This is a genomic window from Hymenobacter tibetensis, from assembly GCF_022827545.1.
GTDB classification, from domain to species: Bacteria; Bacteroidota; Bacteroidia; order Cytophagales; family Hymenobacteraceae; genus Hymenobacter; species Hymenobacter tibetensis.
Window position 1 is genome coordinate 41,169 of record NZ_CP094669.1, and the last position, 18,457, is coordinate 59,625.

Genomic DNA, 18,457 nt, shown 5'->3' on the forward strand with positions numbered 1-18,457 from the left:
CCCGGTAAGGGAAAGCGCTTTTCATAGATAGTAAGTGGTAACGATGGTCCAGATCTACCACCCAACGTAGCCGTACCAGTTAGGGCATCAACACTTTGTCGATAACGTGAATCACGCCGTTGCTCTGGATAACGTCGTAAGTTGAAATAGTAGATACGCCACCTTTCTCGTCAACGAGCACCACGTTCTTTGGGCCGTTCATCATGGCCTTGAGGGTGCCGCCGCTTACGGTTTTCAACGACGCAGTGCCTTTACCAGCCTTGATGGCCGCCATAATTTTGTCGGCCGTCATGTTGCCGGCTACCACGTGGTAGGTGAGGATTTTGGTGAGGGTTGCTTTGCTCTCAGGCTTCACCAGTGTTTCAACTGTACCGGCTGGCAGCGCGCTGAAGGCTGCATTGGTGGGAGCGAAAACGGTGAATGGGCCTTTGCCCTGAAGGGTTTCCACGAGGCCGGCAGCCTTCACGGCAGCTACCAAAGTGGTGTGGTCGGCTGAGTTTACAGCATTTTCCACAATATTCTTATTCGGGTACATAGCTTTGCCACCTACCGATACGGTACCGGGCGTCATGGCAGCTTGAGCAGAGGCCGAAGTAGCACTAGCGGCACCCAACAGGGCTATCAGAGCAAATGAAAGCAGGTTTTTCTTCATGGTGAAGTCGAAGGAGGACGTGTGGTGAAGTTATTTGAAGGCATCTACGCCTGAGCTTCGCTCCTTGGATTTATTGCACCCTAAAAATATTTTATGTGCTCTATTTAGTGAGGAACTTCACTACCATCTGCTTTGCACGGTCGAGTTTGCATTCGGTAGGTGCAGCTCAGCGTTTTATGAGACAGATACCAGCAACCACACCCAACTAAATGCAGGGTATAACGCATAACTTCTGCAACGCAAAACGCCCGACCTGCAACAAGCAGGTCGGGCGTTTTCAAGAGGATAAGAAGCGTAGTTCGGAAGCTAGTTTAGCCACACAGTGAGCAGCACTTCAAACCGGTGGGGTGCAAAAGCATTGTAAAAAGGAGCTTCGCCTTGGAAACCTAATACGTGTACCAAAGCCATGCCTTCGGTGCGCGAATCAACTACCCGCACGGGGTAGAGGCGGTCCTTTTCTGGCCAATCGCCTACGTGGTTGTAGGGGCGCTGGCTGTCGTCTACGCAACGAGCGTAATCAACAAAGGGAGCGTGCCGAGTGGCTTCGGCGAGGGTCAGGTTGTCTACTTCGTATGCCATAAGCTCTTTTACAAAAAGCGTCCAGATTTGATTCAGAAGGAGGGCCGAAAAATGACGTTTGACGGCCAGTGCAAGGTTCAGGAATGGGTAATATAAGCGGTTTGAATTTTCATGCCCAAAGACAGCCTGTTAATTTATTGGTTGGCCCTCGGACAAGCCCATTCTTTACAGCCGGAACTGGAAACTAAATTTCACACCGAAATTCCTGGCAGCAGGCGAGTTGCGGTACGTGAGGCGGTGTAGAAAATCTACGCGAACCACCCGGAATATGTTTTCGACGCCGTACCCCACCTCGGCGTAGGGCAGCCGGCCCAGCGGTTGAAAACGAGGCAATGGCTCCCCACTTTCTGGGTCTAATTCCGGGATAATAGCATTGTTGGCTTGGTCTACGCTACCGTAGAGCACGTTGCCGGTTGCCACCAACCGCCAGTTTAGTTTTTTCAGGGCCGGTACCGAATTCAGCAGAAAACCTTCAAAATGGTGGTCGAAGCGTAGCCCAATGTACCGGTCGCTTACGAATTCGAAGTAGCGCATCAGGTTGTAGGCACCACCATTGTAGAAGGGCGACTGGTTGCCAAGATGCGCTTTGAGCACCGGGTACGGCACCGTGCTTGGGATGTAGCCAGCATCAAGCGTGTAGTCGGTGCGGCCGAGTTGGCCGAGGCGTACGCTTTGGGTTATCAGCAGGTTGAGTTTGTGGTACTGGAAGTCGCCGCCCAAAAACTTGTTGAGCCCCAGGGTGTAACGGACCGTGAACACCGGCAGCTTTTTAAGGCCGATGGCCGAGCGGTAGTTCTGGGTCTGGCTCTGCACCAGCACCTCATCGGGGGCGTAGCGGGACTCCAGCACCACCTCCGAAACCCCGAAATTATCGTTGGTAGGGGCGCCCAGTTGGGGTTCGTTGGTGTAATAGGCGAACTGATAAAGGGGGCGAAACTGCTGCTGGCGGAGCGTAACCTTCTGGGTGAAGCCGCGGAACAAATCTGTTTGAAACGACACCGAGGTGAGGTCGCGCAGCAGGGGCCGGCCGTTGTTGATGTTGCCAACACTGGCAGCAGCTTCAAACAGAGGATTCTCCAGCGCATAGTCGTTGTCGAGCAGTGCCACTTGGTCGATGTCGTGGCGGTGCTCGAAGCCAATGGTGGTCCAGGTGCGCCGGTCGAGGATGTGGTTGGTTCGTAGGCCGTACTTGAAGCGCCCATCACGCAGGCCATACGCCAAGTACACGCGGGCCATCCAGTTACGGCTGATATCAGGCGTGGTGCGAAAACCGATGCGGGGGCGTAAGCCTTCGATGTTGTTGTAGCCAAGCGTAGCCAGCACCGGCCCTACATCAATTTTGCCCACCCGGTAGTAGCCACTAACCACCACGGTTGCTACTTCCAAAAACGAGCGAACAGCTGGCAGCTGGCGTACGGTGTCGAGCACAGTGAGAGTGGTTTGCTCTTGCACCGACAGCGAATCCGGCCGATTCTTGGCGAAGAAATCGGGGTCGCCTTTGAAAGCATCCGCAGACGTTTCCATCGGCAAATCGTAGAATTCCAGCGGGTGGTACTTGCCCGCTTCAAAGTTGGAATTGACAGTAGTGAAGCGCGCCACCACGCCCGTGCTCTTGCCCGTAGGCCGTACGCTCACCATCACGCGGGTGCGCAGCGGGAGCCACGGCCCGGCACTGGATGGCGTCAGTTCCTGCCACACCGTAATCTTGTCCACGAAGTTGAGGTTTGCATCGGGGCTAACCCGCAAATCGAGCCGACGCAGCGCGTAGGAATCCTTGGTAATCCAGATGGTGCCTGTGAATGCCAAGTCCTGCGAGCGGCGGGGCGTCACGGCCAGTTGATAGCAGAAGTCTTTTCCGATGTATACCGAATCTTGCAGCTCGTACTCGTAGGTGAACTTCCAGCCGTCGGCAATGGGCGAAATAAAGTCTTTGCCCAATAGTTGCTGCCAGTTAGGATAAAAGTCCCAGTCCTGAAACGAGGACCCCATGATCTGGGACACTACCGACCCCTCGCGCGGGGCCATGCCGTGCATCTGGTTGCGCTTGATTTCCTCGCGCCGCCGCAGGGGCCGCTGGTGGGCGTAGTAGCGCGACAACATCTCAGAGGCAAAAATGGGCACCACTGGCTTGCCATCGGCGCCGCGCTCCAACCCCAAGCTGTCGGCTACGGCTATCATGTCGCGTAGCACCTTGCGCCCACTTACTTGCTTGGGCAAGTTGTTGATGCTGATTTCCGTGCGATTGTAGCTGTCGAACTCAAAGGCATCGAGGCGCTGCTTGTCGTTCTGAGGCTTGCGCTCTTGCACCCGGCGCATGATAGCATAGGCCGGATTTTCGGTGGGCCGCACCACCACTTCGCCCAATGACACCGCCCCGGCTCCCAGTGCAAAGTTGATGGTTTGGGGCCCAGCCTGGCGGCTTACTGCTTTCTTGACAGGAGCGAAGCCCATAGCTGATGCCACGACCGTATCGGTGGGGGCGGTACTCAACTGGTAGCGTCCGTCGGCGTCGGCGGTGGTACCGGCGGTGGTGCCGGGTACAAAAATGGAAGCAAACGGTACCGGCTTTTGCGTAGCGGCCTCCGTGACTTGACCACGAAGTAACAGCTGTGCTTCGCTGCGCCCAGCCCCGGCTAGAGCCACTAACAGAAGCAGTAAATACCTGAATCGAAATAGCAAAGGATCAAGAAAAGATAAGGGCGTAGAAATCAATAAGAAGGATGCCGGAAGCTCGTAAGATACAGAATACGCATGGGTTATAGTGTGAGGTTCCGCGGGTAGCAATAATTTAAACGAAAAGGACAGAAGCCTTAACCGAGCATTTATTTGGGAGCTTACGCAAAACAAAACCTACACGGCAGCGCAAGAATGGTGGTTTCACTGGGTGGGTGCTAGAGCGGTAGGCTACTGCACCACCACTTCCACTCGCCGGTTGCGAGGTCGTTGTTGCGGGTCGCGGTTGTCGGCCACGGGCCGGGTGCCGCCGTAGCCGTGGGCCACCAGCCGCGCGGAGTCGATGCCTTGCTGTATTAAGTATTGGCGCACTACGCGGGCTCGTTGCTCGGAAAGGCGCAGGTTGAGGGCGGCATCTCCTACGTTGTCGGTGTGGCCTGCTACTTCCAAGCGCATGGTGGGTTGCTGGCGTAACATGCCCGCCAAGGCATTCAGGGTGGGGCGTGAGGTAGGTAGCAGCACCGCAGTGCTTTGGGTGAAGTATAAGTTAGGCAATGTTACAGCAGCTCCGCGGCTCAGCGCCCTAAGGTCAGGCAGAGTATCCGTAGCAACGGGGCGCACCGCAAGGCGTGGCCGCTGAACCGGCGCCACGGCCCGCGCCACGGCTGGCCGCCGGGGCACTACTGGTGCAGGAGCAACTTTCGGCGAGCGGGGCTGGCGTGCTGCCGCTACTGGAGGCGTAGCAACAGGAACGGGTGGAGCTGACGGCGGAATATCGGGGTACAGATAGCGTTGGGGCACCACTACAGGGTCGCGGTTTGTGGCGCTGGGGCGGGTCCAGGCAAACACAGCCCGCGAAGCCCCTTCCACTTGGCGATACACCAAACTGACACGATACCACCGGCCGGCCGTCAGCCGCTGGGCAAAATCGAGGGGTACCGGCGTTGCGTTGAAAATCTCTTTATTGAAATGCGTCATGCTCAACACATTGTCGCTGGCAAACGTGACGTCGTGGGCATCGTCGAATTCTGTATGGAAAACATACACGCCGGATTCTGGCGCCAGCAGGTAGCCCGTCCAGCGTACACTGAAGCCTTGGGCGGGTACCCCCGGCACGGGAGGCCGGTTTCGCCAAGACACTTCCACCACAGGCTCGATTCTGGTCACTACGCCGGCTCCTCTATCAGCGCCCGCGAAGTACGTGGCCCGCAGCCCCACGCCCGCCGTAGCAGCGGCTACCGTAGAGGCCGCAACGGCTTCCGCTACGTTGGTAGGCGGCTTGAGGCGCATCGGGGTTGGCTTGGGAGGCCGTGTGCCCGGTACTATACCAATCACGCCGACTGATTTACTTGAAACGAGTGCTACGGACGACTTGGCGGCCACTAGCGGCTTGGCTGACGCTGGTAAGGAGGTGTAGAGGTAGCGGCGCGGAATAGCGTCCAACTCGTTTTGAGCTAGTGCTGGTGGCGAGGTAGTATTTTGGGGTGGTAGCTGCCACGCTAGCATTGCCCGGGTAGACCACCTCACTTGGTAATAGTCTACCCGCAGCGAATAGTAGCGGCCCGCCGTGAGTTTTCTCTGCACCGTGTACCGCGTCGCCTGCTGGTCGGTCCAGGAGTCCAGCACGTTGCGGCCGCCAAGCCACACGCGCATGCCATCATCGGTAGCCATGTGAAACGTGTAAACGCCCGTCACGGGGGCGTAGACATAGCCAGTCCAGCGCACTGAAAAAAACTCGCCCGGCACTCCCGGCCCCGGCGATACAAAACGGTTGCCATCCGGCCCGAGCGTCCAGTCAAAGTTGATGGCAGGATCGGTGCGGGTAAGCACCAGCTTCTCGAAGTTCTTGCCTTCGTAATACTGCCCGCGCAGGCCATTGCCCAGGAGGGGCGGTGTCTGCTGAGCCCAGAGCGGGCCAACCAGTAGCAGCAAGCAGCTTAGTATACAGGCTTCTCGGAGAAAGGTGGGCAGTGGCATAGCACTAGTCTGAATAGCTTGGTTAGGGCTAGGTTGGGACGACGCGAAGACAAGGTGCCGAAAAAACGCTTGCCCAGAAATGATATTCAACGAGTTACGTGGCTGAAATCAACCAACGAGCAAGCTCAGTCTACAGCTAGCAGGGGAACCAGCCGTTTCCTTACTGTAAAACAGCAAATAAAGGCCGAATGCGCGGCCCGAAGGAGGTAAGTTGAAATTCCTACTTTCCTGCTGTATCTTCGCGGTGTTACTTATCCAGAAAGACCGAGGGATTGGGCCCTACGACGTCTTGGCAACCTGAGTAAAACAAGGTGCCAACTCCCATTTCGTCTTGTTTTTAATTCGACGGAAGAAGATAAGTACGGAACCTGCGCCCGCAGATTTCTCTTTCTGGATGAGCTAGTTCAACACTGCATTCCGAAGGAGAAACTATGAAAACGCACTGTCCCGACTCCCCCCTTTACGACATCCTGCAACAGCGCATTCTTGTGCTCGACGGAGCCATGGGCACCATGATTCAGCGGCATCCGCTGGAGGAGGTTGACTTTCGGGGCACTCGTTTCGCTGACCATCCCAAGCCACTGCGGGGCAACAACGACTTGCTCAGCCTGACCCGGCCCGATATCATTAAAGGCATCCACGCCGAGTATTTTGCGGCCGGGGCCGATATGGTGGAAACCAACACGTTCAGCGGCACCACCATTGCGCAGGCCGACTATGCGCTGGAGCATATTGTGTACGAGCTGAATTACGAATCAGCGCGCTTAGCCAAAGAAGCCGCCGACGAGTTTACGGCGCAGAACCCAGCTAAGCCCCGCTTCGTGGCCGGCGCTATTGGGCCCACCAACCGTACCGCTTCCCTTTCGCCGGACGTGAACCGCCCTGGCTTCCGCGCCGTGACCTTCGACGAGTTGGCTACCGCCTACCACGAGCAGGTGCGCGGCCTCATTGACGGCGGCTCCGACGCGTTGCTCATCGAAACCATCTTCGACACGCTCAACGCCAAGGCGGCTCTCTACGCGGTGCAGAAGTTCTTCGATGAAGGCGGCCGCGTGGTGCCCGTCATGATTTCGGGCACCATCACTGATGCTTCCGGCCGCACGCTGTCGGGGCAGACGGTAGAGGCGTTCTGGAACTCTATCCGCCACTTGCCGCTGCTAAGCGTGGGCCTGAACTGCGCCCTCGGCGCCGACCAGCTCAAGGTGTACGTGAAGGAATTGAGCCGCATTGCCGACGTGCACATTTCGGCTTACCCGAACGCCGGCCTCCCGAACGCCTTTGGTGGCTACGACGAGTCGGCGCAGGAGTTTGCGGGGGTGGTGGAAAGCTACCTCTCCGACCGGCTCGTGACGGTGGTAGGCGGCTGCTGCGGCACTACGCCCCAGCACATTGCCGAGCTGGCAAAGCTGGCTGATAAGTACGAGCCGCGCCCCTTGCCGGAAGTGGTGCCCGCCACGCGCCTGAGCGGCTTGGAGCCGTTCGGCATCACCCAAGAAAGCCTGTTCGTGAACGTAGGCGAGCGGTGCAACGTGACGGGTAGCCGCGCGTTTGCCCGCCTTATCCGGACGGGGGCCTACGAGCAAGCCTTGCAAGTGGCCCGCGACCAAGTGGAAGGCGGCGCCCAAATCATCGACGTGAACATGGACGAGGGCATGCTGGACTCCGAGCAGGCCATGACCACGTTCCTGAACCTGATTGCCTCCGAGCCCGACATTTCGCGGGTGCCGGTGATGATAGATTCCTCGAAGTGGAGCGTGTTGGAAGCCGGCCTGAAGTGCGTGCAGGGCAAGAGCATTGTAAACTCTATTTCGCTGAAGGAAGGCGAGGAAGTGTTCAAGGAGCGCGCCCGCACGGTCCGCCAGTACGGCGCGGCCATGGTGGTAATGGCGTTCGATGAAAACGGCCAGGCCGACTCGTATGAGAAGCGCATCGAAATCTGTAAGCGCAGCTACGACATCCTAGTAAATGAGGTCGGCTTCCCGGCCGAGGACATCATCTTCGACCCCAACATTCTGACGGTGGGCACTGGTATGGAGGAACACCGCAACTACGCGCTGGACTTCATCGAGGCCGTTCGTTGGATCAAGCAGAACCTGCCCGGCGCCCTCACCAGCGGCGGCGTCAGCAACATCAGCTTCTCGTACCGCGGCAACGACGTCGTGCGCGAAGCCATGCACTCCGCCTTCCTCTACCACGCCATCCGGGCCGGCCTCGACATGGGCATTGTAAACCCGAGTCAGCTGGCCGTGTACGATGAAGTGCCGAAGGATCTGCTGGAGTTGTGCGAGGATGTGCTGCTCAACCGCCGCCCCGATGCCACGGAGCGCCTCGTGGACTTTGCCGAAACGGTGAAGCAGAAAGACAAAGTGGAAGTGGTAGCCGATGCCTGGCGCAGCCTGCCTGTGCAGGAACGCCTACAGCACGCCCTAGTGCGCGGCATCACCGAGTTCATCGACCAAGATACCGAAGAGGTACGCCAGCAAGTAGGCCGGCCACTCGAGGTAATTGAAGGGCCGCTGATGTCGGGTATGAACGTGGTAGGTGACCTGTTTGGCGCCGGCAAAATGTTCTTGCCACAGGTGGTGAAATCGGCGCGGGTGATGAAAAAAGCCGTGGCGTATCTGGAGCCCTACCTGCTAGCCGACAAGCAAGGCTCGGAGCGCCAAACGGCCGGTAAGATCCTGCTAGCCACCGTGAAAGGCGACGTGCACGACATCGGGAAGAACATTGTAGGCGTAGTACTGGCCTGCAACAACTTCGATATTGTGGACTTGGGCGTGATGGTGCCGTTGGAGCGGATTCTGGATGAAGCCGTGAAGCAGGAAGTGGACGTTATCGGGCTCAGCGGCCTGATTACGCCTAGCCTCGACGAAATGGTGTACGTGGCGCAGGAAATGGAGCGACGCGGCTTGAAAACGCCGCTGCTCATTGGCGGCGCCACTACGTCGCGCTTGCACGCAGCCGTGAAGATTGCGCCAAGCTATTCCGGCCCCATTGTGCACGTCAACGACGCCTCGCGGAGTGTGGGTGTGGCAGCTGGCTTGCTGGGTTCAGGCCAAGACGAATATGCCCGCACCGTGCGCGAGGAATACCGCCAGCTGCGGGAAGACTACGCCGGCCGCCAGCGCGACAAAAACTACCTCACCATTGAAGCCGCGCGTGAGAATGGCTTCAAGGCGGATTGGGAAACCACCCCAATTGTCAAGCCGACGTTCTTAGGCACGAAAGCTCTGGAAGATTATGACTTAGCCGAGCTGGCGACCTATATCGACTGGACGCCGTTCTTCCAGACGTGGGAACTGAAAGGCCGCTACCCTCGCATCCTCACCGACGAGAACGTAGGCGAGGCCGCCACGCAGCTCTTCAACGATGCCCAAGCGATGCTCAAGCGCATTATCGACGAAAAGCAGCTCACGGCCCGCGCCGTTATCGGCTTCTGGCCCGCCAACACCGTGGACTACGACACGGTGCAGGTGTTCAAAGACGACAGCCGCACCGAAGTAGCCACCGAGTTTTTCACGCTGCGCCAGCAAAGTGAAAAAGCCGCCGGTGTGCCCAACCTCGCTTTCTCCGACTTTGTGGCGCCAGTGGAAACGGGCCGTCAGGACTACATCGGGGGCTTTGCCGTAACGGCGGGCATCGGTATCGAAAAGCACCTGGAGAAATTTGAGGCCGAGCACGACGACTACTCCAGCATCATGATGAAAGCCCTGGCCGACCGGTTGGCCGAGGCTTTTGCTGAGCGCCTGCACCAGCGGGTACGGGAAGAGTTCTGGGGCTACGACCCCGCCGAAAACCTGTCCAACGAAGACCTGATTCAAGAGAAGTATAAAGGAGTGCGGCCTGCGCCCGGCTACCCCGGCTGCCCCGACCATACCGAAAAAGTTACGCTCTTCAACCTGCTTGATGCTGAGAACCAGACGGGTATTCGCCTCACCGAAAACCTGGCTATGTACCCGGCTTCCTCGGTGAGTGGCCTCTACTACGCGCATCCTGATTCCCGTTACTTCGGCCTGGGCCGGATAGGCGCCGACCAAGTGGCCGACATTGCGCAGCGCAAAAACATGCCGCTGCCGGAGCTGGAACGCTGGTTGATGCCCAACCTGAACTACGAGCCAACCGCGGTGCCCGTCACGGCGCTTTAGTACGTAGTTCTCGCCTCGCGAAACAATATGTGTCGTTCGCCAGGTTTCTATTGTATCTACTCTTGCTCAACGATTCGCCAAGCCGAGCTTGGTGCTACTATGAAAGTAACTGACCATATAACCCGTGCCAACGGCAAGACCCTGTTTTCCTTCGAGGTGCTGCCGCCAAAAAAGGGTGAAAATATCCAGAACCTGTTCAGCAACATCGAGCCGCTGATGGAGTTCAAGCCGCCGTTCATTGACGTTACGTACCACCGCGAGGAATACGTGTACCGGCAGCACCCGAACGGCTTCTTAGAGAAGAAAACAGTACGCAAGCGGCCCGGTACGGTAGGAATCTGCGCGGCCATCAAAAACCGCTTCGACGTGGATACGGTGCCGCACCTCATCTGCGGCGGCTTCTCGAAAGAGGAAACCGAAAACGCGCTTATCGACCTGCACTTCTTGGGCATCGACTCGGTGCTGGCGCTGCGCGGCGACCCTATCAAGTCGGAGGGCACCTTCAAGCCGCACGAAGATGGCCATGCTTACGCCAGCGACCTGATAGGCCAAGTAGCGGACCTCAACAAAGGCGAGTACCTAGACGAGAAGCAGGACGACACCTGGGCGACCAACTTCTGCATCGGTACGGCCGGCTACCCCGAAAAGCACTTTGAAGCGCCCAACTACGGCGCCGATATTCGCTACCTGCGCCACAAAGTGGACCGGGGCGCCGAGTACATCGTAACGCAGATGTTTTTCGACAACGAACAGTTTTTCAAGTTCGAGAAAAGCTGCCGCGAAGCCGGTATCAACGTGCCCATCATTCCGGGGTTGAAGCCCCTGACCACCAAGAGCCAGCTCACCATGCTGCCCCGGACGTTCTTTCTGAACCTACCCGAGCCGTTGGTGGAGGCCATCGGCCAGTGCCGCGACAACGAAGCGGCCCGCCAAGTTGGGATTGAGTGGTGCATCAACCAGAGTAAGGAATTGATGGCCCACGGTGTGCCGAGCCTGCACTACTACAGCATGGGCAAATCGGAGAGCATCCGGCGCGTGGCCAAGGAGCTGTTCTAGCCCGGTCCAATAAATCAAGTACAAGCGCCAGGTGGCGCAGCGCAAAGTTCCTCGGAGCAGTAGGTATTCGAAACGAATGGCTGCACTCTCGTACAAAGAGGAAGTTTGTGCTGCGCCACCTGGCGCTTTCGTCTTTCCTATAGCTGTTTATTATGTCCACTCTCGATGAGCTGTTTGCGCATCTGCGGGAAGCCAATACTCCCACTGAAATAGAAATGTTGCAAAGTGGTATCTGGCAGATCTGGCTCACCACCGGGCAGCACGTCCTGGATAAGCATCTTGAAGCCGGTATGCGGGCGCTGGCCGCCGGCAACTACACGCAGGCCATCCATGATTTCACGGATTTAATTGAGTTGGCGCCAAGCTACGCGGAAGGGTGGAACAAGCGAGCCACTGCGTATTACCTACGCGGCGAATACCGAGCTTCTCTGGACGACATCCGCGAGACGCTACGCCGCGAACCACGGCACTTCGGCGCCTTATCGGGGTGGGCCACCATGCTCCGCACCCTGGCCGATGACCGAGGCACCCTGCGGGTATTAACGCGCCTAGAGCAATTATGCCCGCACTGGCCGGGGCTGCAAAGCCAGCTACGAGACCTGCGCGACCAGCTAGGCAGCTCCGGCTAGTAACGCTGAAAATTACTTTGCATCATTATGCAGCTATTTGTATATTTCCGAAGCATAGCAGCTTCTGGCTCAACTGCTTTGCGCGTATATTCCTCTTGTTATGGCCCTGCAAAGCCAAGAAAGCACTAAACAGGAGAAAAGAGATTAGATACTGATAAATTAAATATTTGCACTTAAACAATAAATAAAATTGCTCTTTGTAGTTTCTGTTGACTCCCCCCACAACTACTACACCGGCTCAACCCACCTATTATGAAACACTTCTACAAAGTATTGCCCCTACTCGCCATGTTGGGGCTGGCTTCTGGTGCCGAGGCCCAACGTCAGCGCACCAACGAATACGAAAGCGGTATGCTGGAGAAAGGGCAGAAAGTTGGGGTATGGGACTACTACAGCCACACCCGCGACGGCCGGCAGGTGCTCGTGCAGCGCTACGACCACACCGCCAACAAGCTGGTTTTCTATCGGCCTATCGAAGAGAAGCCCTATGACGCCGAGGTGAAACCCGGCGAGTGGGCCCGTACCAGTGTGGAGCAGCCTCCGCTCTTCATTGGGGGAGAAGCCGCGCTGGCCTCTTACATAGCCAAGCTAACCTATCCGCAGGAAGCGCAGAACCGCAATATCCAGGGCCGGGTCCTGATTGAATTTGCTATCGACACCTTGGGGCGCGCCTACAAGCACAAAGTGCTGAATGGCATTGGGGGCGGCTGCGACGAGGAAGCTTTGCGCCTGTGCCAGAGTATTCCGCCTCAGTGGGTGCCCGCTCGGGTGTCGGGGCGCGCCATTCCAGTGATATACCAGTTGCCTTTCACGTTTCGGCTGCAAAAGCCGCAGTAGAAAGCGAGGGGCCTAGCGGGGTTTCAAGAGGTACGCTAACCTCTACCTGCCCAGGTTGCGTACATTGGGACCATGAAATCGTTCTTAATGCTTCGCCCACTGGCTGCCGCTCTGGTAGCCCTCTCCCTCACCGCCTGCGACTCTACCCCGCGTGAACGACAAGAAGTGGTTCGTCAGGAAGCGCGCAGGCTGGATACAGTGGCCGACCGGGCTGCTGCCAAACTGCGCGTAGCTGGCCGCCGCGCTGCTCGTTTTGACTCGGCCTCGCGCGCTCGTACGCGTCAGCCGCTCAATGAGGCGGCGGCCAGCACATTCGGTGGCCAGCTGCTGGGCCGGTACTCCGCCATCGAGCAACTGACGCCCACTACTATCGAGCCCGCGTTTGTGCAGTTTATGCAACAGGTGCGGGCCCGGCACCGCGACTGGACCCAGCGCGACTGGGACTACGCCACCGCCATTAGCCGCCAACTCAACGCCCAGTTCCGTGCTATCCGCCTGGATATCAAAGGCCGCGACGAGTTGCACATCCGAGCGTTGCAAACCGAGTTTACGGCTCTCGAAACCCGCCGCGACGTGAAAGACCTTGGCGACGCTATAAAAGAGAAGTAACAGAGCTGCCTTGTCAGCAGCATTAAGCCCCGCCTTGCGCGGGGCTTTTGCGTTTAGAGAGCTAAGACCCTCTTGAAAGATATGTTGAAGCGCGTTTTATATGTTGTGTGGGTGCTATTGGCTGGTAGCGCCGGGCATTTGCTGGGCTTGCCAGCAAATGCCCAATCTCCAGTTCCTCTCATTTCCTCGTTTGAAACTGTGCCAGCGGCCAACCAATGGCTAAGTCCCGGCGACCAGCTGCACGTGCGCCTTATAGGGCAGCCAGGAGCTCAAGTCACCTTTCTGAACGGACAACGCTTGGTGGAGCTACCGCCAGTGCAAGGCAAATCCGGCATCTACCAGGGCACCTACGTGGTACAACCCGGCGACACCCTCCACGACCGGCCTCTTGAAGTGCAGCTTCTTACACCAGACAGCGTGCTGGAAGTGGCCTATAGCAAGAACAGCGTACGGTTTATGGACCCCGCGATGCCCCAATTGGCTGTAACACGGAGTGCGCTATCCTACCTGAACTACGGCCTGGGCGAAGACCGATTGGGCGGTGCCAAAATGGGCTACCTCGACTCGTTGGTTGTGCTGCACCTCACGGGCCGGGTTGGCAACCAGTACCGGGTGCAGCTAGCGGCTAGCCAACAGGCCTGGGTGCCGGAAGAAGTGGTGCGGTTGCTGCCACCCGGGGGCTTCGTGCCGGCTTCGCTCACCGGTTCCTGGAGCGTACAAGGCGACTCGCTCTACGATTATGTGCGCATACCACTTACTGCCAAGCTGCCCTACCGCGCGCAACTACTGCAAAACCCCACGCGGTTGGTGGTAGATGTGTTTGGCGCCACCTCCAATACCAACTGGATAACGCAACGGGCAGGGGTGCAAGAACTGGGCGCCGTGTACTACGAGCAGCCACAACCGGATGTGTTCCGGGTGGTGCTGCCCTTGCGTCATCGCCAGAGCTGGGGCTACCACATCCGGTATCAGGCCAACACGCTGGTAGTGCAAGTGACGCGGCCTCCCGCTAAGCTCCGCCTGCGGGGCTTGGTGGTTGCCGTTGATGCAGGTCATGGCGGTACCAACGTAGGCGCGGCCGGTGCCAGTGGTGCCCGCGAAAAAGACCTGACGCTAGCCATTGCGCAGAAGCTACGGCGAGAGTTGGAGCAAGCGGGCGCCCGGGTAGTGATGACGCGCGAAGCAGACGTTTCAATGGAAATCAGTGAGCGGGTGCTGTTGTTGCGGCGGCAGCGGCCCGCGTTGCTGGTCAGTGTTCACGTTAACTCAGCGAGCAACACCGCGGTGCAGGGTACCAGTGCGTTCTACCGGTACGTGGCGTTCCGGCCGCTAGCGGCGGCGCTCTATCAGCAGATGCAGGCAACCGGGCTGGCTGGTTGGGGACTGGTTGGGAATTTCAACTTCGGCCTCAACGGCCCCACCGAGTACCCCAATGCGCTGGTTGAAACGGCTTTTGTTTCCAACCCTGCTGATGAGCAGCAACTTATCAGCCCGGCCTCTCAGCAGCAAATGGCCGAGGCCATTACCCGCGGGGTGAAGGATTTTCTGAAGGAAACCAGGGCAGATGGATTGCGGGGCTGGCTAGGAAAAAAGCCGGCGCTGGAAGCTAAGTAGAAGAGCCAGAACCTGACAGAAGCGTTGCAGTCGGAAGCTAAACAGTGACAGGTGTAGTTAGCTATATAATTTTAGCAAAAAATAGTTACACGTTTAAAAGCATTCAGCGTAGAAAGCCGATATCTTCCTCATTCTCAGACAAACTTACCCCTGTAGGCTTGTTGTGAGGAAGCCGTTCCACTCTTTTCCCACCAAAAACCACCGATTCGCATGGCAGAATCATCATTACTGGACCGGAGCCGCACTGTGGCTGGTCCGGGGTACAACCGTTGGCTGGTACCACCGGCAGCGCTTGCCATCCATTTGGCCATTGGCCAAGCTTACGCCTTCAGCGTGTTCAAAAAACCGCTTGGTGCACTGCTCAGCGGCAACCCCGATGCCCCCGGTCCCGACGATTGGACACCCGGCCAACTCGGCATTATCTTCTCGATTGCTATTGTGTTGCTGGGGTTGTCGGCCGCGGTGTTTGGCAAGTGGCTGGAACGGGTAGGGCCGCGCAAAGCCATGATGGCTTCGGCACTGTGTTTCGGCGGCGGTTTCTTTATTGCGGCGTTGGGCGTGCATCTGCACAGCATTTGGCTGATGTACTTTGGCTATGGGTTTGTGGGCGGCATTGGGCTGGGTATCGGCTATATCTCGCCCGTTAGCACCCTGATTAAGTGGTTTCCCGACCGGCGCGGGGTAGCAACGGGCATGGCCATCATGGGGTTTGGGGGCGGCGCCATGATTGGCTCGCCGCTGGCTGTAGCCCTCATGGACCGGTTCAAAGACGTTGCTCCGCTGGGGGTAGCACCTACGTTCATTGCCATGGGCGTGATATACCTGCTCTTCATGCAGTTTGGCGTCTGGACTATTCGGGTGCCCGCCGACGATTGGAAGCCGGCAGGCTATGTGCCCTCCACCGAGCATAATGCCCTCATCACCACGGGCAACGTAACGGCCGACAACGCCATCAAAACGCCGCAGTTCTGGCTGCTGTGGGTGGTACTTTGCATGAATGTGACGGCCGGTATTGGCGTACTGGAAACGGCTTCCCCGCTTATTCAGGAAACCTTCTCGGATACGGCCATGGGTGCTGGCAAGGGCGTGACGGCGGCCGCCGCAGCCGGCTTTGTGGGGCTGCTCAGCTTGTTCAACCTGTTGGGCCGCTTCTTCTGGTCGTCGGCTTCCGACAAGATGGGCCGCAAAACCACCTATGCTATTTACTTCGGGTTGGGCATCTTGCTCTACGCCCTGGTTCCTACACTCGGCGCTAGTGCCTCGCTTACGCTGTTTGTGGTGGTGTCGTGCGTGATTCTGAGTATGTATGGCGGTGGCTTTGCTACCATCCCAGCCTACTTGTCTGATTTGTTTGGCAAGATGCAGGTGGGCGCTATTCACGGCCGCTTGCTCACGGCTTGGAGCACGGCAGGTGTGCTAGGCCCCGTGATTGTAAACTACTTGCACACCAACGCCAAAGCAAAAGGTTTGGTAGGCGCTGCCGCGTATCAATCGGTGTTCTACACCATGGCTGGGGTGCTCGTAATTGGGTTGATTGCCAACTTCTTGGTGCGGCCTGTGGCAGAAAAGTATTTCGAAAAGGAAACGGCCAAAAAAGTGGCGGCGTAGGTACGCACCCAGCCATTCACCTCTCAACTGAAACGCATTTACATCATGGAACATACTTCTTCTAACGGTCCGGATGCTACGCCTAGCTCCGGCGTTGCACTGGCAGTAGCCTGGCTATTCGTGGGTATTCCCCTCGCCTGGGGCGTTACCCAAACGTTTATCAAGGCACTGTCGCTGTTCAAGTAAGCTTCGCTACGGCTGGGCTTTCATAATAAAAACTGTTGCTCTGTGAAAGAAGCACCCATTTGGGTGCTTCTTTTGTTTGGTTGAAAACCAGTTGCCTTATGTCCGACGAGCCCGCCGACGAATCCATCATCCTGCTAGCGTCCTTCGCCAACGCTATATCGGCGCATCTAGCTAAAAACCAGCTGGAAGCGGCCGAAATCCCCTGCTTTATCAGCAACGAGAACCGGCCCTACGGTCCCATTTCCGGTGGGGTGCGCCTGCACGTGCGTCGGCGCGACTTGGCTGCCGCTCAGGACCTTCTGCATGCCAACCAGGTGCCTATGCAAGCCCTGCCCTTCATTGATGAAGTGGACGCTGCGGCGCAAACCGTCCGGTGCCCCCGCTGTCACCACACTGATGTGGTCTGCCGCCAAGAACCCGAGCCTAACGATAGTCTGCTCACCAAGCTTCGCCTTTGGATAATGGCCCCAGAAAAGCCCCAATGCCACTGCTTCCAGTGCGGGCTGGACTTCGAGGGGTGAGAATACTTATATAGGTGGTTGCTAGGCTGCTCTGCGGAACGTGACGGCTCGAACTATTGCGCATCGAACTCACTGTCCGTTGCACCAGATTGGAAGTCAGTCGGGTGCACCTAGTCTCTAAACCGCCACGCGGGTAGCACGGTACCAGCCGAGAACAGTTCCTGCTCGGGGGGAAGCTCTAGGAACGCATTGCTGGCTAGTAGGCTGGCCAAGTCGCCGGAGCCGCCGGCGCGCTCGGGATGAGCCAATAGCTGACCATTGGCGGCGTGTTCCAGCCGCACCAAGAGGAAATGCGTGAGCTTGGGGCGGAAGCTGACGTCGGTGGCCAAGATAGCCGGCACGGGGCCGGTGCTGGGTAAGGCGGTGGCGGGTTGCTGTATGGCGAGCAGCCAGGGCCGAGCGTAACGGTAGAAGTTGACGAACGTGGACACCGGATTGCCCGGCAGCGCAAACACTACGGCTCCCTCTGGGCGCTTACCAAACCAGAACGGCTTGCCAGGCCGCTGCTGTACCTCATGAAACACCTGCTCTACGCCTAGCTCGCGCAGCACCTCCGGCAAGAAATCGGCTTTGCCCTTCGATACCCCTCCGCTCAGAATTACAGCATCGAACTGCTCTAGTAGTGCGGGAAGGTTCTGCTGCAACACCGCCACATCGTCGTCGAAATGAAAGGTCTGGGTGATGGCGCCTACCTGCTCGGCAGCGGCTTGCAGCATCAGGGCATTGGAGCGCCGAATCTGGTGGGGGAGAGGACGCGTGGCAATAGGTACCAGCTCGTCGCCGGTACTCACCACGGCCACCCGGGGAAAGCGCGTTACGGCAACGGTAGCCGCCCCAACCGTGGCGGCCACGGCCAGTTCGGCTGCTCCCAAGTAGGTGCCCGCAGGTAACAGCAAGTCTCCCTGGCGGCGGTCGGCGGCTTGGGCATGCACGTTGTGCCCGGTATGGATGGGCGGCACTACCACGGTAGCATAGCGGTGGCCAGTAACTTCGTCGGTGCGAAAGAGTAGGTCTTCGTAGCGAATCACCGTGTCGGTGCCCTCGGGCAGCATCGCGCCGGTCATGATTTCAGTGGCGGCCAGCGGGTCGAGTTGAGGCGTAGGCGGCTGGCCCGCAAACTGCGTGCGCTCGATTTGAAACTCGGTTTGTCCGGTTGCAATGGCTGCAAAGCAAACGGCAATACCGTCCATGGCCACACGGTTGAAGGGGGGGAAGTCCCGGTCGGCGCGTAGGTCTTCGCGCAGAATGCGGCCCGCAGCTAACGGAAGCGCCAAAAACTCGGGGGGCAACAGGCGAACGGTGGCCGCAACGCGGCGGGTGGCTTCTTCTACGGAGAGCATAGGCACGAATATAGTGGAAGCTTTCAAGGCT

14 protein-coding genes and 1 riboswitch are annotated in these 18,457 nt (G+C 58.0%); of the genes, 9 read left to right on the forward strand and 5 right to left on the reverse strand.

Annotation, left to right across the window (positions count from 1 at the left end; genetic code table 11):
- Positions 1 to 79: 79 nt before the first annotated feature.
- The 4 genes from MTX78_RS00200 to MTX78_RS00215 all read right to left on the reverse strand — a co-directional run bounded on the left by MTX78_RS00200 (position 80) and on the right by MTX78_RS00215 (position 5,836).
- Complete coding sequence (locus tag MTX78_RS00200) at positions 80 to 652, reverse strand: fasciclin domain-containing protein (RefSeq protein WP_243798825.1); 573 nt, start codon at positions 650 to 652, stop codon at positions 80 to 82.
- Positions 653 to 958: 306 nt separating this feature from the next.
- Positions 959 to 1,231: a hypothetical protein gene (locus MTX78_RS00205; RefSeq protein WP_243798827.1), complete on the reverse strand. Its 273-nt coding sequence runs from the start codon at positions 1,229 to 1,231 to the stop codon at positions 959 to 961.
- A 165-nt stretch (positions 1,232 to 1,396) separates the two neighbouring features.
- Complete coding sequence (locus MTX78_RS00210; RefSeq protein WP_243798829.1) at positions 1,397 to 3,874, reverse strand: DUF5686 and carboxypeptidase-like regulatory domain-containing protein; 2,478 nt, start codon at positions 3,872 to 3,874, stop codon at positions 1,397 to 1,399.
- A gap of 261 nt (positions 3,875 to 4,135) precedes the next feature.
- Positions 4,136 to 5,836: a PA14 domain-containing protein gene (locus MTX78_RS00215; protein WP_243798830.1), complete on the reverse strand. Its 1,701-nt coding sequence runs from the start codon at positions 5,834 to 5,836 to the stop codon at positions 4,136 to 4,138.
- A gap of 293 nt (positions 5,837 to 6,129) precedes the next feature.
- Positions 6,130 to 6,243: riboswitch (SAM riboswitch) on the forward strand.
- Between the two features lie 69 nt (positions 6,244 to 6,312).
- Here MTX78_RS00215 and metH point away from each other — a divergent pair.
- The 9 genes from metH to MTX78_RS00260 all read left to right on the forward strand — a co-directional run bounded on the left by metH (position 6,313) and on the right by MTX78_RS00260 (position 17,086).
- Positions 6,313 to 10,026: a methionine synthase gene (gene metH, locus MTX78_RS00220; protein ID WP_243798832.1), complete on the forward strand. Its 3,714-nt coding sequence runs from the start codon at positions 6,313 to 6,315 to the stop codon at positions 10,024 to 10,026.
- A 99-nt stretch (positions 10,027 to 10,125) separates the two neighbouring features.
- A complete protein-coding gene (metF, locus tag MTX78_RS00225) occupies positions 10,126 to 11,082 on the forward strand; it encodes a methylenetetrahydrofolate reductase [NAD(P)H] (RefSeq protein ID WP_243798834.1) in 957 nt (318 codons plus the stop codon).
- A gap of 152 nt (positions 11,083 to 11,234) precedes the next feature.
- On the forward strand, positions 11,235 to 11,711 hold the full coding sequence (locus tag MTX78_RS00230) for a tetratricopeptide repeat protein (protein WP_243798836.1): 477 nt from the start codon (positions 11,235 to 11,237) through the stop codon (positions 11,709 to 11,711).
- A gap of 252 nt (positions 11,712 to 11,963) precedes the next feature.
- Positions 11,964 to 12,548 (forward strand): energy transducer TonB, encoded by a 585-nt coding sequence (locus MTX78_RS00235; protein WP_243798838.1) that lies wholly within the window; start codon positions 11,964 to 11,966, stop codon positions 12,546 to 12,548.
- Between the two features lie 72 nt (positions 12,549 to 12,620).
- Positions 12,621 to 13,157: a hypothetical protein gene (locus MTX78_RS00240; RefSeq protein WP_243798839.1), complete on the forward strand. Its 537-nt coding sequence runs from the start codon at positions 12,621 to 12,623 to the stop codon at positions 13,155 to 13,157.
- An 81-nt stretch (positions 13,158 to 13,238) separates the two neighbouring features.
- Positions 13,239 to 14,771 (forward strand): N-acetylmuramoyl-L-alanine amidase, encoded by a 1,533-nt coding sequence (locus MTX78_RS00245; protein ID WP_243798841.1) that lies wholly within the window; start codon positions 13,239 to 13,241, stop codon positions 14,769 to 14,771.
- 210 nt (positions 14,772 to 14,981) lie between these two features.
- Positions 14,982 to 16,379 (forward strand): L-lactate MFS transporter, encoded by a 1,398-nt coding sequence (locus MTX78_RS00250; protein ID WP_243798843.1) that lies wholly within the window; start codon positions 14,982 to 14,984, stop codon positions 16,377 to 16,379.
- Between the two features lie 45 nt (positions 16,380 to 16,424).
- A complete protein-coding gene (locus tag MTX78_RS00255) occupies positions 16,425 to 16,565 on the forward strand; it encodes an MFS transporter small subunit (protein WP_243798845.1) in 141 nt (46 codons plus the stop codon).
- A 98-nt stretch (positions 16,566 to 16,663) separates the two neighbouring features.
- On the forward strand, positions 16,664 to 17,086 hold the full coding sequence (locus tag MTX78_RS00260) for a putative signal transducing protein (protein ID WP_243798847.1): 423 nt from the start codon (positions 16,664 to 16,666) through the stop codon (positions 17,084 to 17,086).
- 110 nt (positions 17,087 to 17,196) lie between these two features.
- On the opposite strand, the gene MTX78_RS00265 is transcribed toward MTX78_RS00260, so the two are convergent.
- Positions 17,197 to 18,426 carry a molybdopterin molybdotransferase MoeA gene (locus MTX78_RS00265; protein ID WP_243798848.1) on the reverse strand — a complete coding sequence of 410 codons (1,230 nt, stop codon included), beginning with the start codon at positions 18,424 to 18,426 and terminating at the stop codon, positions 17,197 to 17,199.
- Positions 18,427 to 18,457: the final 31 nt, after the last annotated feature.